Genomic DNA, 15,797 nt, shown 5'->3' with positions numbered 1-15,797 from the left:
GGTGCTGGGCTCCGGTATCCCGTCGTCCCCCGAACGGCGAGCCGCCGTCCCCGCCCGCCTCGGCGCCGAACCCGACAACCAGGAAGGACCATGGATTCCATCGACGAGATCCTCGGTGAACTACCCCTACCGCCCTACGTCACCGCCGAAGACATCACCTTCGCCGTGAAGGCGATCACCGTGCACGTCTCCGAGCAGTGGCCCGAGGGCCCGCGCTGCCGCAACGACCGGGCCTCCCACCCCTGCCGGCTGCACCGTTGGGGTCGCCGGGTCCTCGACCAACGCGGCCTCACCGACCGGCAGATCCGCAGGCTGATCGCCGAGCAGAATGTGTCGCAGCCATGATCTACGTGACCGGGGAACGCCTGCACCCACACCACGCCCGCATTGCCTCCTTCGACACGCGCTGGCGCGGCCTCGACCCCGCTCAGGTGCACGACTACCTCAACCGCTTAGCCGACGAACTCGAACGACTGCACCGCGACCTGACCACGGCAAACACCGAGGCCGAACGCATCCGCCAGGCGCTGCGGCAGTGGCAGTCCCGGCACACCGGCTGCCGCCACACCGATCCAGGTTCACCGAACAGTCGGTGGCAGCGATGACCTCACCCCGCTGGATCATTCACCTCCCCACCACCCTGACCAGCCTCGACGGGGCCATCGCCCTCGCCGCAGCCCTACGCGACTCGCTCGGCCACGTCACCGCCATCGACTTCGGCGAGACCACCCTCAGCGAGGAGGATCAACAGTTCCTGCGTGCCCGAATCTGGTGTGACGCCAAGCTCGACGGAGCCGGCCGCTGTCGACGCCGCGACGACCACGACGGCTCCTGCGGGGCCACGGATGAGGGCCCACGCCGGTAGCCTCCGGGGATGCCCGACGCCACCCACGACGACCTGCTGGCCGGCTTCACGGCTCCCCAGCCGTACACCATGGAGACCGTCGCCGACGCTCCCCGCGCGCCCGGCGTGCACGTGGTCCTCGACGGCGGCGTGGTCATCTACGTCGGCCGGACCAGGCGGGGTCTACGGGGTCGTCTCCGGCAGCACCTGACCGGCAACCGCGAGTCATCGGTGCTGCACGACCAGGTCGGACAGCTCCTCGACACTCCGCACAACGCGGCGTCGGCCGCAGACATCGCGGGCTGGCTGGGTCGGTGCAAGGTCCGATGGCAGGAGACCGACAACCCGGAGGGTGCGAAGGAAGCCTTGGTCCTAGCCCTGAAGCCACGCTTCAACCGGCAGATCCCCAGGCCCCGCCGCGCGGCAGGCGGTGGCGAGTAACGGAGGCGGCAGCCAGCCAAAGACGCTCGTGGGCCACCTGCTGCGCTGACAACGCTCACTTCCGCCAGGCGGGGGCCATCCGCTCGGACATCTCGCGCGAGAACGTCCGCAGGTCCTCCCGGTTGACCGCCTGCCAGTCCGCCCGCCCGGGCGAGCGAAACCAGTGCCCGACGAGGTCGATTTGGTGGGCGCAGAAGGTCTCGTCCATCTAGTACGGCAACTTGTCCCCCTTCGGCGGAACGGGCACAGCCGGAACGGGCAGTCGTCGATGCAGGTGGAGCCCGGCTGAACGTCGTCAGCCTGGCGGCGGCTCAGGGTGACCCGAGGGACTTGGCCCAGCGATCGGCAGCCGCTGCGACGCGCCGGAGGCGTTCCACGTCAAGCACCGTCATCGGCTCCCCGCGCCTGCTCGACCTGCGCGCGCGCCAAGTCGTGCACCACTGCTGCCACCATCTCCCGCAGCCGGCGGAGCTCGCCTGCGGTGAGGCCGAGCTCGTAGCTGTGGTGATGGCCCGCCCTGGACAGCGCCGACCAGGCGTAACCGGCCCGGGCGGCGATGTGCCGGCCGGCGTAGCGGTCAAGGACGAGAAATTGGGGCGACCGGGCGCGCATCGAAACGATCTCCGGGCGCGACCGCAGCCAGTAGTCGTCCATCGCGGTCTCCAACGCCAGCCGGAGCAGCCAGGCGCAGGCGCGCGGCCAGGCGCCACGAGTACCGCGCATGACGCTGGTCAGCAGCTGGTCGGCGGTGTCCAGGCAACTCTGCGCCGAGGCGGCGGTCGGAGTGGTCATCGCAACTCCTCGACGAGGCGGCGGCAGTCACGGACGAGCACCTCAAGATCGAACGTTCCGGGCTTGTGTACGCCCTGCTTGCAGGCCTGGAACGCGTCACCGGCCCACCCGCCGAACTTGTTGAGCCGACTGAGAACCTTGCCGCCCTGGTGCATGTCACCGAAGAGCGCCAGGGCGGCCACCTGGTTGAGCGTCAGCGCCTTCTCGATGAGCTCCTCGACGTCGCCGTGCCGTTCGCCGCGGCTGATGCGCTCCCGTCGGATCCGCTCGTGGCACGCCGCCTCCAACGCCGACCGGCAGAAGCCGGACACCAGCGGGTAGCGGGCGTTGTCGGCCAGCCCCTCCGCCTTGAGGATCGCGGTGGCATCGTTGAGGTACCGCTCGGTCGGGTCGCTGTTCTTCCGGATCTCAATTACCGACTCGTCGCGCCGGGTGACCGCCCAGATGGTGGCCTCGATGCGCAGCCGGCGGATCGCTTCCGGTAGCCGGTTGTCGTGGGTGAACACCACGACCTGCCGGGTCTGCGCCAAGCCGGCCAGCACCTGCGCCAGGCCGTCGACCTTCGACGGGTCCATGCTCTGCACCGGGTCGTCGATGATGACGAACCGGAACGGGCTGTCGTCGGCGCAGGCGCGGGGCAGGAACACGGACAGGCCGAGCGCCTGGAGCTCGCCCTGGCTCATGACCGCCATCGCGGACGTCGTGGTGCCGTCGACCTTGGCCGGGAAGGAAATCTTGCGGCGGGTGTTGGTGCCGTCGAGCCGCATCCCACTCAGCTCGACGTTGCTCTCCTGACGCAGCTCGTCCCAGATCTCCTGTGAGCGCTGGGCGAAGGGCTCGAACCGCTGGTCGCGCAGCGCGGTGATCGCGCTCCGCAGCCAGTCGCGGGCGGCGTTGACCCGCTTCAGCTTCGCGTCGTTCTCGGCGCCGGTGCGGGCCCGGTTGAGCCAGTCCTGCAACGAGGCGGCATGCTCACGCCAGGCGTCGTGGCGCTGCCGCAGCCAGGCGCTCGCCTCGTCCTGCACCGCCGCGAACGCCTCGACCAGCGGCGGATACGCCGCCCGTAGGTGCGCCGCGAGTTGCTCGGCGGTGAGTTCGGCAGCGGGGATGCGCAGCTCGTCGGCCTTGGTGCGGAACCGCTTCACCGCCTCGGGCTGGTCGAGGGCGGCGGCCATCGCCTCCAAGTCGTCGGCGCTGACCCGCCGGTCGAGATCGAGCAGCCGCGCGGCGCGGGACCGCGCGTCCTGCAGCCGGCGGTGCGCCTGGTCAACGGCGACCGTGTCGCGCTGAAGCTGATCCAGAGTGTCCCCGGCCCGAGCGCGCCAGGCAGCATCCAGTGCTCCGCTGCCGCAGACCGGACAGGGGCTCTCGCCGTGCTCGTCATGAAAGGCGACGGCCATCCGTAGCACTTGGGCCGCCTGGTCCGCGGTGCCGGCGCGGGTGGTGGAGAGCTCCGCGATCTGCGCCGCCGCGGCGGCGAGCTCGTTCGCAACCTCGAGGGCGTATCCGTGGTCGGGGAGAGCGACGGCGACCACGCGGCGGGCCGCCACGGCGAGCGGGTCGTTGGTGTCGCTTCCGGCGTCGGCGAGTAGCTGGTCGAGAGCGTTGAGATCGACGGTCCGCTTCGCCAGGAGCGCGGCGATGGCCTGCGCCCGATGGTCGTCGACCCCCACAAGCGCCGTACGCAGCGCATCGCGGGCCGTCTTGACCGACGTGATCTGCTCGTTGAACTCACGGCGGACCCGCATCAGCCGCTTGTCCGCCTCGACGACCGGATCCATGCCGAGGATCGGTGCGAGGGCGTCGAAGAGGCCACTGGGGGTGGAGGTGACGAGGCGGCCGAGATCGCTCGCGGTGAGGAACGGGCGGTACGTGTCGAGTGGCTCGCGCCAGCCCAGCTCCGCCGTCTCCGTGTAGCGCTCCCCGTCGTCCGTCAAGACGCTGCCGATGCCCTGGTGGGCCTGGGTGTGTTCGTCGTGCCAGTTTCGCCGTACGCGAATGGGCTTGCTGGCTCCCTCGGCGCGGAGCTGCACCTCGACCTCGCAGGGCGACCCGCAGTGCAGGTTGCGCCAGCCGTCCTTGAAGACGCTGTTGCGGTCGGCCCAGCGGGCGCTGTCGCCGGTGAGGGCGAGCTCGACGGCCTCCGCATAGCTGGACTTGCCGGAGCCGTTACGGCCGACAACGAGGGTGAGCCCGGCGTGCGGCTGGAGCCGAAGAGCCTGTTGTGGACCGACGCCCCGGAAGCCCGCGACGGTGATGGACTCCAGGTAGAGCGGTCGCGGCCGTGAGCGGAGGGCGGGGTCCCGCTCCGGAAGGTCGACGGCCTCGCCGGCGAGGACTCCGTCGAGGGCGACGTCGCCGACGTAGGCCGCAAGGACGAGGTCGATTACGTCGTCGGCCACGTTGCTCTCAGCCAACCGGTCAAAAACCTGGTCAAGTAGGGATTGGTCCCAGGCCATGCGGGTCTCCCTTCCAGGCGTAACCGTAAGTAGTGTTCCCCGTATCAACAATCCTGGTTACGGGGGATTGCTGGGAAACACTGGAACTTGTAGCATGCTCGATGTGGCTGAGTCCATAGAGAACCTCGAACGTCGGATCGACGACCTGCGGGCGGCGGTCCGACGGGCAGTCGTGGCACGCGACCAGGCCCGAGCCCGGGCCCTGCGCGCCGAGCTACGGTCCGCCGAGCGCGATTGGGAGCGGGCCCTCACCGACCTGGCTGACGACACGCCGGACGCCGGTCAGCCGGCGGCGGATGAGGCACCCCTGGTGTCGGTGCGCGACCAGGTCCACCACGCTCTCACGCTCCTGTCCGCTCCCACCGCGCCGAAGCTCATCACCGAGGTGCACAACGCCTTCTTCGGCGCCGCCGGTCCTGGCCTCGCCGCAGCCAAGCTGACCCACCTGCGACGCGACGAGGAACGCTCGTTTCGCACCGCGCGGCACTCTCGGCCCTACTACCTCTGTTCGGCGCTGACCGCCGAACACCTCGCGCCGGCCCGTGGCCTGCTCGGCGTGTCAACCTGGCCGCTGGAGCGGCGCATCATCGGCCCGCTCAGCCCCCGGGTGGACTTCCTGACGGCCGCCATCAAGGTCGCCGAGCAGGTCGGGCGCATGCCGGAGCGGACCCTCACGGTGGCCCGCCTGCTGCGCCGCTTCGCCACCAGCATCCCCGGCGCGGTCGACGGGCACGAGGCCGCAGACCCGGCGATCGTCATCAACGCCGCTCATGCCGAGCTGGAGGTGCACGCCGACGCCGACCGGGCGCAGCGCGCCGCGGCGGCGGACCGCGCGCGAGCCCAGCTCGACGAGGCCGAACAACTCTTCGGTAGCCGGCTGAGGGTCATCAGGGGGTTGGCATGACCAGCACCAGCCAGCGGCTGGCCGCGATCCGGGGCGGCGTCGAGCCCGCCCGGCACAACGCCCGCACCATCGCTGCCCTCACCGGCAACCCGGGCTGCGCCCGCCGCGCCGTTCTGGACTGCGCCGGGGTCGACAAGCAGCGCCTCGCCGCGTACGTCGACTACCCCGCCCGGTTCGGCCAGTCGCAGTTCGCCATCACCCGCGGCAACGTCTTCGAGGCGCAGGTCAAGGCCAACGGCTGCGCCGAGCTGCTCAGCCTGCTCCGCGACCTGCTCGACCTGAGCGTCCCTGAGGTGTCCTACGACGACCTCGAATCGGTGGCGGGCCGGGAGAGCCAGGACGTGCGCTACTCCCGAGCGAAGGCCCTGCTGACTCGGGCCGCGGCCCAGGCTGACGGCGCTGGCACGCTCTTCGACCACCCGCTGCTGCGGCTCGAGGTCGCCGGTCAGCAGGCCTACCTGGAACCCGACCTGATCGCGTTCCAGCACGACGGCCTCTTCCACGTCGTCGAGATCAAGTCGTTCGCCGTCATCGACGGGCAGGCCGACTCCGGCAAGGTAGCCGCCGCAGCCACCCAGGCCGCCGTCTACGTGCTCGCCATGCGGGAGATGCTCGGTGAGGCCGGCTACGACCCGGAGGTCGTGTCCCACGACGTGGTGCTGGTCTGCCCCCGGGACTTCTCCAACCAGCCGATGGCCGTCCGGGTCGACGTGCGCAAGCAACTCGCCGTGGTACGCCGGCAGCTGACCCGGATGACCCGCGTCGACGCCCTGCTCGCCGAGTTGCCCGCCGACTTGACCTTCGACCTGGCGCCCGACGACAAGGGCGTGCCCACCCGCTCGCCCGCCTCGCTCATCGCCGCCCTTGAAGAGGTCGAGGCCCGGTACTCGCCGGAGTGCCTGGCCAGCTGCGAGCTGGCGTACCTCTGCCGGCACGAGGCCCGCGGGTGCACCGCCGCCCTCGGCAAGGCGGCCCTGGAGGAGATGGGCGGCATCGACCGGGTGGAGACGGCCCTCGCTATCGCCCGTGACCAGCGGGCGCCCGCCGCGGACCAGCACGAGGCCGCGGAACTGCTGCGGGCCGCCGCCCGACTCCGGGCCGAGCTGATCAGCGGGGTGGCCGGATGACCACCCTCACCACCCTGGCGCGCGCCGAAGCCGTTGTCGAAGGCCGCGCACAGCGAACCACCCTGGTCCGCCACACGCACGTCACCGAGCGGCCCCTGGTCTTCATCCCGCTGACCATGGCCGGTGAGGCGAACGCGCCGCTCGCCGCGATGGTCGGCGACGACCCGGACGCCCCGACGCTGCTGATCGTCCCGCAGCCGCGGAACCGGGATCAGCGCTTCGCCTTCGCCGCCGAGCTCGCCGCCGTCGTCCTACCGTACATCGACAGCTTCCGCGGTGAGCTGGAAGCGGTGTCGGTGAATCGGGGCAAAGACATCCGGATCCGGTACGCCGACGCGCCCCAACTGCTCGTCCCCAACCCGGGCGGCGCCGGCTTCACCCGCCTCTTCGGCCGCTCCACCCGGTTCCGGCGCACCGACGGCGACTACCCGGTGCACCCGTCCGTGCCGCTGCTCGGCCGCTGGCTGACCTACTTCGCCGAGCGGGCCGAACATCCCGGCTCCTGCTCGCTCGTCGCGATGACGCAGGCGCTGACCCTGCACTGGGCGACCGGTCAGAGCCCGCTCGAGGACGCTCAGCTCGCCGCGCTCCTGGCATGGATCGCACCGCCGGACGGCCTGACCGGCGCACAGGCGGCGGCGGCCGCCGAGGACCCTGTGACCTGGCCGCCGGCTGGCCCGATCACCGACCCCAGCTTCGACAACGAGGTCCTGGCGCCGGCGATGACCGCGTACCAGCGGGCGGTCAGCACCGACTCGCTGGTCGACCGGAGACGCGCCGAGCTGGAAGACCTCCTGCGGTCGCAGCTCGAGCCGACCTGGCGGCTGATGTGGCAGGGAGTGTCGCTGCTCCGCGAGTTGCCCGTCGGGTCCCGGGTCGCCGGGCGCTGGGCTGAGGACCGCGATGCCTTCACCAACTTCACTGAGTACGTCGACGGGGGCGGTTTTCCGCAGGCCCGCCGGGACGGAGCGGTGGCGGCGGCCAAGCGGCTGCACCGGCTGGAGCGGGCCCAGGCGTCGTACGACGTGCAGCGCGCCTACGACGATCCGATGGTGATGGCCGACTACCGGCTCACCGGCGAGGCGTTCGTCGGCGAGGTGACCGCGGCCGACCCGACCCGGGTGGACAGCAGCGGCAAGAAGCGGGTCCTGCGCCCCTGGATCACGGTCACCACGGCCGACCCCGTGCTGGTCACCCCCGGTACGAAGCTGTTCTCGCCGGACCGGCCCGGCAACCAGAAGGCGACGGTCGTCTCGATGGCCCGCAACGACGACGGCAGCGCCGAGGTGGTGCTGGAGCTTGCCGGCGGAATGGGGTCGTCGCTGACCCCGCCGCCGGGCAGCGTGCCTGGGGTGGGGGAGCGGCTCTGCTACACCACGCTCACCGACACGTTCTTCCCGGCCGGCGCCTTCCCGACGCGGGAGGAGACGCCGTGGACACACGGCGGACCGCCCGCACCCTTCGACGACGGTGCTCCGTCCGCCGAGGACGCACGCGAGGAGTGGTCATGACCGGCTTCAGTACCCCTGCGGAGCAGGCGGAGCAGGTGATCACCGACGTCCTGGCCGATCTGCGCTCCGGCAAGCATCTCGGCGTGGTGGTTGACTCGCCGCCCGGGGCCGGCAAGTCGACCCTCGTGGTACGCGCCGCCATCGAGCTGGCCCGGGCCGGCCAGCCGCTGATCGTCATCGCGCAGACCAACGAGCAGGTCGACGACCTGGTCGACCGGCTCGCCCAGAAGGCGCCGGACCTGCACATCGGCCGGCTCTCGGCGAACGACTACACGGCCAGCGAGCGGATCAAGCAGTACGGGACGGTCCGGGTCGCCGCCAAGGTCGCCGACCTGGGCGGCCCCTCCGTCATCATCGGTACGGCCGCGAAGTGGTCGATGGTGTCGGAAGGTTGCTGGCCCTGGGCGATCGTTGACGAGGCGTACCAGATGCGGTCCGACGCCCTGCTGCGCGTTGCCGCCAGGTTCGAGCGGGCCCTGTTCGTCGGCGACCCCGGCCAACTGGATCCGTTCTCCACCGTCGAGACCGAGCGGTGGACTGGCCTGACCTGGGATCCGATGCAGTCGGCGGTGGCGGCGCTGCTACGGCACAACCCGGAGCTGCCGGTGCACCGGCTGCCGGTGTCCTGGCGACTGCCGCCCTCGGCGGCGCCGGTGGTGGCCGAGGCGTTCTACCCGTTCACCGGTTTCCAAGCTGGCACTACCGCCGGCGAGCGGTCGCTGTCGTTCGCTACCTCGGGGTTCGGTCACGGTCCGGTCGACGCGGCCGTGGAGATGGCCGCGTCGACCGGGTGGGCGCTGTATGAGCTGCCGGCACGGCACACCCTCCGGACGGACCCGGAGGCGGCAACTGCCTGTGCTGCGTTGGCGCGGCGGGTGTTGGAGCGGGGAGCAGTCGCCGTCTCGGAACGCGCGCCGGGCGGCGCGCCGGTCACCGCAGACCGGATCGCCGTCGGTGCCGCGCACCGCGACCAGGTCGCGGCCATCCGCGCGCAACTCGGTGAGGCGGGAGCGGGCATCACCGTCGACACGGCCAACCGGCTCCAGGGCCGCGAGTACGACGTAACGATCGTGCTGCACCCGCTGTCGGGGCGGCGGGACGCGACCGCGTTCCACCTGGAGTCGGGGCGGCTCTGCGTTCTGACTTCCCGGCACCGGCAGGCATGCATCGTGGTGGCGCGGGCGGGGATCGCTGAGCTGCTCGACGCCCATCCCTCGACAGAGCCGGTGCACCTCAACGCCCCTGTCAAGTTCCCCGACGGCTGGGAGGCCAACCAGTCCGTCCTGGCTCATTTGTTGGCCCACGGAGCAAAGATCTGATGGTGGCGAGCCGTTGCAATAGATTATGGGCGTAGAACGAGGCTGCTGGCGGGGGACGTCGGTGCGGGGGGTCATCGAGCATAGGTCACGAGGATGCCGATCACAGGGTGACCTGCACGCGGAGCGCTGAGCTGGGCATCAACCTAGATCGCTGGCTGTGGCCTGTTCGCGCCATCGGGTCCGCAGCGCATCAACGCTCGCTCGCTGCTGAGGAGCGGCCCGGCCATCTGGGAGAAATGAAATCCCTTCCGCACCTAGCCGCTCTCGACACGCATCTGGGCCACCACCGTCCGAAGAGGCCCAGCTATTGGGTATCTTGCCCTTGCCTGCGAGGATTCGGTGGGGATTGGGGAATGCCGGCGTCCTAGCCGCGATCGTGCCTACTGCGATCGCGGCGCTGCTCGTTCCTGTGGCAACTTTGGACAGGTCCCCGTAAGTCGCCCACTCACCCGGCTTGATGCATGCGGCGATGGCGCTGATGGTCGCGGTGTCCGCTCGGCCGGTGGCGCTTTCGATCTGGTCGGGGTCGGGGAAGTCCGTCTCGTCGTCCTGTCCGAGTGCATCAAGCACCGCCATCGCAAAGCGCGTCACGAGCTCCGCGGCTTCCTCCGGCTTGCCACTCAAATAGCCGTGACCCTCTGAAGTTATCCGGCTGTAGTCGCAGCGATCACTGTCGCTGCGGGCATGCCACTCGATCGGTGGGTTCGAACCGACTGCTTGTTGAATCGCGGCAGCGTGTCGCTGGCGGATGCCCTCCAATACCTTAATGTTGTAGTCGACCGGCAGCTGGCCCGCCCGAATGAACAACACCACCCGGAGTCGGTTACGTGCCGCCAGCACTCGAATCTCCGCCCAACTGGCTGCCGGCCATGTCTTGGGCAGGTACGCCCTAATCATGTGGCCGGCGGGGTGCGACCAGACGTGGTGGAACCCTTGCTTGCGAAGGGGTTGGTCAACGAGGGCGAAGAGTTCGGCCATGAAGGCCGCCCGCTCCGGGGAAGCCAGCGCTGCGCTCTCCTTCGCCGACTGGAGGAACGCGTTGGGCTCAGCGTGCTTCTCGAAGTGGACGAAATATCCGTCTGGAGACGGAACGAATCGGGGCGAGATTAGTACCCAGCCGACGTGGGCGGCGCTGATCCGGTTTAGGAATTCAATTGCTGCGAGGTGCGCCGGCACCGGATGCTCGACGATCCAGACAGCGAGCACACGTTCGGCCTCCGTGTCCGCTCGGGCGGCATAGGTCACGAGCTTGCCGAGATGATCGTGGTCAGTTTTGTCGTACTGGTTCTCAATCACGACGCCGATGGCTTCCCCCGAGCCGTCCGTCCCCGTAGCCCTGATGTCTAAGCGAAACGCGTCAACCGAGGACTCGGTCCCGACCAGTTCAAGCTCTTCAAGACCCAGCACGTTGGCTAAAAGATCCAGATTAGAGGCGAGCCACGGCGTGAAGTCGAGCGCCTCGTGCGGTAGCACGTCCCGGATGCTCGTCCACTTCAACGGGCTGATCTTGGGCAGGCTGGCCATGACGGGTAGCCTAGTCGCTCAGTTGGCGTGCCGCGACTATCAGGACGGTCAGGGAGTGTTCCATGAGCACCTTCATGCAATGCTCTTTGTGCTTACGCCGGTGGCACCCGCGCCGCAACTAGTTCGGCGTTGTTCCGGTGAGAGTCCGTGGCAGACCGAGTGGCGTAGGCGCCAGTTGTAGAACTCGGTGATCAGTGTGGCGATCTTGATACGTACCTCAGCTCTGGTGCGCGGGTCCGTTGCTCATACCCGCACCCTTGTCCGGAGCCGGATCAAGGGCTCGCTCGCTGGAATCTGACTCCGGCCGCGGGGAATGCGTCCCGCAGGACAGAGAGGGTTGGCTCGGTGTTGCGGCCCCACATCTTGCGCACCACCCAGGTAACGCCGTCCTCGACCATCGCCTGACCGGTGAACCAGCGGCTGACCTCCACCCCAGGGTACTGCTCAGCTAGCGCGGCCTGGACCTCCTCGTCACTGTGGTGCTCTCCCTCGAGGGGCCGGAAGCGCCCTGGAGTGAGGACCTTCCCGATGGCCGCGGCAGTCACTCCGCGATCTACCAGCTTCTCGATCATCAGCCGCACCGTACGGCGCTTGTTCTCGTCCGGCAGTACCTGACCGTCGACAATGATGTGGTACCGCGTCCAGTCCCGGCCGTCGGTGCTGCGCCGTTCCTGTTCTGTGACCTTCCGGCCCACCCGGATCTGATAGTCGGCAGCCTCGGGGAGCGGGATGACCTGCTGGATGTCCAGCAGGACCCGCCCGTCGATCTCGTACGGAATCAGCCGGACACAACGCACGTCCATGCCCTCGAAGCGATTCAGCCACAGCACCGCGGTAGTGAGTTCCCGGCCGAAGTCCGCCGAGACGAGCAGGATCCGCACGTCGGAGGAGATGATCGGCGCGTCGTCGCTGTCGCTCAGGTCCAGCCAGCTGATGAGCGCGGTCCGCGCGTCGACATCCGGATCCGGTCGCACCTTCGACAGGTGCACCTCAAAGGCGGCGACAACCTCGTCGAAGCTCATCGCGGACACCATCGCGGCGTACCGCAGAGCTTGCAGCTCCATGTGGCCGCCATCATCGGTGCGCTTCAGCTCGATGACCACCAGGTGCCCGGCTTTGTCCACAGCGAGCAGGTCGATGCGACGCCGGGAGTCCTCCCAGTTCCCGAACTCCTCGGCGATGACGAGCAGATCCGGACTTAGCACAGCGATGTCGTCACGGAGAAGCCGCTGCAGATCGTTGCGCTCGTAGATGCCGAGAGCCGCGAACCGCGCGACGTCATGCCGGCGTAGCCGGTCCCCATGGATCTCGTACAACGGCATGCGTCCTCCTTGATGTAGCTAGGAGATGAGGGAGGGCAGGCCGCCAGCGGCGGCCACCGCCTGGCGGAGACGGAGCTGAGCAGCGATGAACCACTCGACGTAGTCACCCCACCCGTCGGTGTTCCCGATGTCGCCTTCTCGGTATTCGGCGATGCGGCACCCCTTCCTGCCGGTCAGTGGCTCGAAGGACAGGGTCGCCGGGTAGACCGGTTCGAGCTTCGACTGTGCCGCCGCGAAGCGAGCGTCATTGACTGCCGGATCGGGGTGCTGGAAGAAGATCTCGCTCGACAACCCGGCGCGACCGAACGTGCAGGCGTAGGACACCCCGCTCATACCGCTCGGCAACGAGTACCAATTCTGCGGGTACCCCTTGCTAGAGGTCGTCCACTGGAGCTGACGCTGCTGGATAGCCGCCAGAAACATCGTCCAGAACGACTGGTAGGCCTGGTTGCGGCCGCTCGTCGCGGCGTCGTGGGTGCTCGCCCTTACCCTCTTGCCCCAGTCGTTCGGCTGCACGACCAGGCGCATGAGCGGTGCGGGAACAGACTGGCCGATCCGTACGGCACTGATCTCGATGCCGAAAAACCGGGTGTTCTCGTCGGTCCTGGTGTTCAACCAGTCCAGGGCCGCGCGATGCTCCTCCCGGAAGCTGGTCGCGATCCACACCACGTTCACGGGGTCGGTCCCGCCCGCGTAGGTGAGCAGTTGGCCCAGATGGTTGTGGTCCGTTCTCTCCAGCTGGTTCTCGATGATCACCGTCTCGTTGGTCGCCTCGTCGATGCCGATGAGGTCCAGCGAAAAGCCGCCCACCGGGTGCTCGGCGGCCGAAAGTGCCAGCTCCATCCCCAGCACATCACCGAGAACCTCGGCGTTGGCGAGCAGCCACGGCGTGAAGGTGTGCGCCTCGTGCTTCCAGACGTCACGGACCTCGACGCTGTCGAGCCTGCCCAGCGCGGGTAGACCGTTTGTCGTGTCCACTGTCGTCATGCGGCAGACCGTATCGGACCCGGGTCAGCGGACGCTGCCCCCAGCCCAGGCTGATCCTGAATCGGCCGGTCGATCACCATCGCCTGATACGACCGCACCGGTCGAGTCTTCGCAAGCCCGTGGATCAGCCCTCGGCGTCGAGGATCTCGCCCGCTCTGGCTAGTACGGACTCCCACAGATTCGGCGCGACAGTTCCGCGGAGTAGCGCGACCACCTCCTCCGCCGCCAGGTCGACGAACCGCTGGGAGACGTGTCCTCGTCGTGGCGGGGCGTCGGAAGGCTCCACCACCGTGGCAGGACGGACACGCAGGCCGTCCTTGCCGTCGGCCGTATCTGACCCATTGGCTGCAGCGAGGTTCGGAGCGAGCACCTCACGGAGGACTGGTCCCCACGGGTCCGGTCTGAAATCCGAGTCTTCCTCTGCGTGGGTGGCGTCGCCGGTCGCCGCAGAGGGCTCATCGGTGTCGTCCGACCCGCAGTCGTCGTCGCCCATGGCGAGCGGGTCTCCGACGCAGACGATGTCGAGGTACCGCGTGGTTCTCGTCAGTGCGACGTACAGCAAGCGGTGGCCGCGGTCGTCCTCGGCGACGATGTCTTCCGGTTCCATGACGACGACCGCGTCGAACTCGAGGCCTTTGGCTTCCTGAGGACCGACCAGGTTGATTCCTGGGCCGAGCTCACCGGCGGACGCGGCACGCCAGGCCACGTCTTTGGCCTTCAGCTCTCGTTCGGTGTCCGGGCGGCAGGAAGCGGGGCAGATGATGGCCACGGAGCGGCCGTGGGCCGCGTGCCCCATCGCGACGCGGACGGACTCAGCCGCACGCTCGTCCCCGTCGACCCGGTGGACGAGAGGCTCGGCCGGACCGTCCCGGACGATTTGCGGCGCCTGCACCGTGGGAGCGGCGAGAGGCAGGAGTTGGGCGGCAAGCTCGAAGACCTGTCGGGGTACCCGGTAGCCGTAACGCAGTTCTTCCCGGACCTGGGGCAGATTGGCAGGCAGGTGATCGAGAACCTCGTCCCAGTCGTCGCGCGCCCAGTGGCCGGTCGACTGGGCGATGTCCCCGACGATGGTCATGGATCCGTTGGCGGAGCGGCGGGCGATGGTTCGCAGTTGCATGGGGGAGAGGTCCTGCGCCTCGTCGACGACGACGTGCGTAAAGCGGGTCTCCACGCTGTTGATGAGGTGCTCGGCCTCGTCGAGCACCGCAAGGTCGGCGTCGCTCCACGTCTCCTCGGTGAGCCGATCGGCGGGCCGCCGGTGCAACAGTGAAACTTCCCGGGCCGTGAACTCGTCGCCCGCCGCTCCCATCAGCCGGTCCCGCGAGCCGTAGAGCTCACGCAGGAACGACGCGGCGGTGAACGACGGCCAGAGCCTGTCCATCACGGGGTCGAGTGCCGTCCGTAGTCGTTGCTGACTCACGCGGACCCGGGGGGAGACGAGATCGGTCAGCAGATCCCGGAACAGGTGCCGGCGCTCGGAGTATGTGCCGGCACTGGCACGGCACCGCGCTATCAGGGGCTTGAGCTCCTCGGCGGCCATCGGCACGGGGCGGCCCTCGATCTGCGCCTCAACCCAGTGCTGTCCCTCGGGCGGGCCGACCCGAGCATAGAGCGCCCGCTGCAGAAGCCCAGCCATCCTGCCGTCGCCCTTCAGCCTCACGACTTCGGCATCCTCTTGGCGACCACGTTTCACCGGTGGATGCAGCTGGTTGATGTCACGTTGTTCGATGTTCGTGTCACCCAGGCTGGGCAGCACGGTGCGGGTGTAGCGCGTGAACGTGGGGTTCGGGCCGATGATGAGGACATCCTGGGCCGAGAGTCGGCCCTGACTGTTGAACAGCAGCCACGAGACCCTGTGCAGCGCAACTGCTGTCTTGCCGGTGCCCGGCCCGCCCTGAACGACCAACAGCTGGTCCATCGGGGCACGGATGAGATCGAACTGCGCCGCCTGGATCGTCCGGACGATGTCCTGCATCGTGCCGGTGCGGTTGCTGTTGAGGTCTGCGAGCAGCGCGTCGTCGACGACATCCTCGTGCGCCTCCAGCTCCGCGACGTCGGCGGCCAATTGGGCGAACACCGTGTCGTTGAACGACGTGATCGTGTTGCTCGAGCACTCGAAATTGCGCCTGAGCCGGAGGCCAAGAGGTTCGGCATGACTTGCCTCGTAGTAGCGGGCGGCGGCGGGTGCCTGCCAGTTCATGACGAGCAGCTCAGCATGGTCGTCAAAGATCGCGTGATGGCCGATGTAGAAGACCTCGCCGTCCTCGTAATCCATCCGGCCGAAGGCGACAGGCTCGTCTGATCCGCCTATGCGGTCCAGTCGCGCTTGGGTGTCCTGCCTGATCCTCGCGGCGGCGCCGCTGTTGGCGGCAGCGCCTGCGGCGAGACCCAGAGTCGTGCGCATGCGCTCCCGGTGGTCCCAAGCCGCGTCGAAGTACTTCTGCTCGCGACTCAGCTCTTCCGAGACCGCATACATTTTGGACCTCCCGCTGACATGGCGCAGACCGTAGCGTCTCGCTACGACAAATCGGCCCTTCTCGGGCGGAGCTGAGGAGGCTAAGGTCGCT

Annotated in this window: 15 protein-coding genes; 8 read left to right on the top strand and 7 right to left on the bottom strand. The window is 68.8% G+C overall.

Annotated elements, in window-relative coordinates; genetic code table 11:
* Window positions 1-90: 90 nt before the first annotated feature.
* Genes GA0070607_RS07450 through GA0070607_RS07435 form a run of 4 tightly spaced genes read left to right on the top strand, consistent with a single transcriptional unit; the run spans window position 91 to window position 1,285 of the window.
* The gene (locus tag GA0070607_RS07450; protein ID WP_089017529.1) at window positions 91-345 is read left to right on the top strand and encodes a protein kinase family protein; all 255 of its coding nucleotides are present in this window, start codon (window positions 91-93) and stop codon (window positions 343-345) included.
* On the top strand, window positions 342-605 hold the full coding sequence (locus GA0070607_RS07445; protein ID WP_089017528.1) for a DivIVA domain-containing protein: 264 nt from the start codon (window positions 342-344) through the stop codon (window positions 603-605). The genes GA0070607_RS07450 and GA0070607_RS07445 overlap by 4 nt, the downstream gene beginning before the upstream one ends.
* Window positions 602-865, top strand: coding sequence for a hypothetical protein (locus GA0070607_RS07440; RefSeq protein WP_089017527.1), 264 nt, complete (start codon window positions 602-604; stop codon window positions 863-865). The genes GA0070607_RS07445 and GA0070607_RS07440 overlap by 4 nt, the downstream gene beginning before the upstream one ends.
* A gap of 9 nt (window positions 866-874) precedes the next feature.
* Window positions 875-1,285 (top strand): GIY-YIG nuclease family protein, encoded by a 411-nt coding sequence (locus GA0070607_RS07435; protein ID WP_089017526.1) that lies wholly within the window; start codon window positions 875-877, stop codon window positions 1,283-1,285.
* A gap of 55 nt (window positions 1,286-1,340) precedes the next feature.
* Here GA0070607_RS07435 and GA0070607_RS32265 read toward each other — a convergent pair whose 3' ends face one another.
* The 3 genes from GA0070607_RS32265 to GA0070607_RS07425 form a co-directional block, all read right to left on the bottom strand.
* Window positions 1,341-1,493 carry a hypothetical protein gene (locus GA0070607_RS32265; RefSeq protein WP_157743100.1) on the bottom strand — a complete coding sequence of 51 codons (153 nt, stop codon included), beginning with the start codon at window positions 1,491-1,493 and terminating at the stop codon, window positions 1,341-1,343.
* A 170-nt stretch (window positions 1,494-1,663) separates the two neighbouring features.
* Entirely contained in the window at window positions 1,664-2,077 is a 414-nt protein-coding gene (locus GA0070607_RS07430) for a hypothetical protein (RefSeq protein ID WP_089017525.1), read from the bottom strand.
* Window positions 2,074-4,536 carry an AAA family ATPase gene (locus GA0070607_RS07425; protein WP_089017524.1) on the bottom strand — a complete coding sequence of 821 codons (2,463 nt, stop codon included), beginning with the start codon at window positions 4,534-4,536 and terminating at the stop codon, window positions 2,074-2,076. Before GA0070607_RS07425 ends, GA0070607_RS07430 begins: the two co-directional genes overlap by 4 nt.
* A gap of 103 nt (window positions 4,537-4,639) precedes the next feature.
* Here GA0070607_RS07425 and GA0070607_RS07420 point away from each other — a divergent pair, with 103 nt between their 5' ends.
* From GA0070607_RS07420 to GA0070607_RS07405, 4 genes are read left to right on the top strand one after another with little or no spacing between them, the layout of a single operon-like run.
* Window positions 4,640-5,440, top strand: a complete 801-nt coding sequence (locus tag GA0070607_RS07420) for a hypothetical protein (RefSeq protein ID WP_089021708.1) — start codon at window positions 4,640-4,642, stop codon at window positions 5,438-5,440.
* On the top strand, window positions 5,437-6,567 hold the full coding sequence (locus tag GA0070607_RS07415; protein WP_089017523.1) for a hypothetical protein: 1,131 nt from the start codon (window positions 5,437-5,439) through the stop codon (window positions 6,565-6,567). The genes GA0070607_RS07420 and GA0070607_RS07415 overlap by 4 nt, the downstream gene beginning before the upstream one ends.
* The gene (locus GA0070607_RS07410; RefSeq protein ID WP_089017522.1) at window positions 6,564-8,078 is read left to right on the top strand and encodes a hypothetical protein; all 1,515 of its coding nucleotides are present in this window, start codon (window positions 6,564-6,566) and stop codon (window positions 8,076-8,078) included. The genes GA0070607_RS07415 and GA0070607_RS07410 overlap by 4 nt, the downstream gene beginning before the upstream one ends.
* Window positions 8,075-9,397 (top strand): AAA domain-containing protein, encoded by a 1,323-nt coding sequence (locus GA0070607_RS07405; protein WP_089017521.1) that lies wholly within the window; start codon window positions 8,075-8,077, stop codon window positions 9,395-9,397. Before GA0070607_RS07410 ends, GA0070607_RS07405 begins: the two co-directional genes overlap by 4 nt.
* 138 nt (window positions 9,398-9,535) lie before the next feature.
* Here the strand turns inward: GA0070607_RS07405 and GA0070607_RS07400 are convergent, their stop codons facing one another.
* The 4 genes from GA0070607_RS07400 to GA0070607_RS07385 form a co-directional block, all read right to left on the bottom strand.
* Window positions 9,536-10,921 (bottom strand): MGMT family protein, encoded by a 1,386-nt coding sequence (locus GA0070607_RS07400; protein WP_089017520.1) that lies wholly within the window; start codon window positions 10,919-10,921, stop codon window positions 9,536-9,538.
* A gap of 272 nt (window positions 10,922-11,193) precedes the next feature.
* Window positions 11,194-12,243 carry a PDDEXK family nuclease gene (locus tag GA0070607_RS07395; RefSeq protein ID WP_089017519.1) on the bottom strand — a complete coding sequence of 350 codons (1,050 nt, stop codon included), beginning with the start codon at window positions 12,241-12,243 and terminating at the stop codon, window positions 11,194-11,196.
* A gap of 18 nt (window positions 12,244-12,261) precedes the next feature.
* Window positions 12,262-13,230, bottom strand: a complete 969-nt coding sequence (locus GA0070607_RS07390; RefSeq protein ID WP_089017518.1) for a DUF4268 domain-containing protein — start codon at window positions 13,228-13,230, stop codon at window positions 12,262-12,264.
* 124 nt (window positions 13,231-13,354) lie between these two features.
* Entirely contained in the window at window positions 13,355-15,706 is a 2,352-nt protein-coding gene (locus GA0070607_RS07385; protein WP_089017517.1) for a HelD family protein, read from the bottom strand.
* Window positions 15,707-15,797: the final 91 nt, after the last annotated feature.

It is taken from the genome of Micromonospora coriariae, assembly GCF_900091455.1.
GTDB classification, from domain to species: Bacteria; Actinomycetota; Actinomycetes; order Mycobacteriales; family Micromonosporaceae; genus Micromonospora; species Micromonospora coriariae.
Note: the sequence above shows the minus strand (reverse complement) of the source record. Positions and strands in the feature narration are given on the sequence as shown.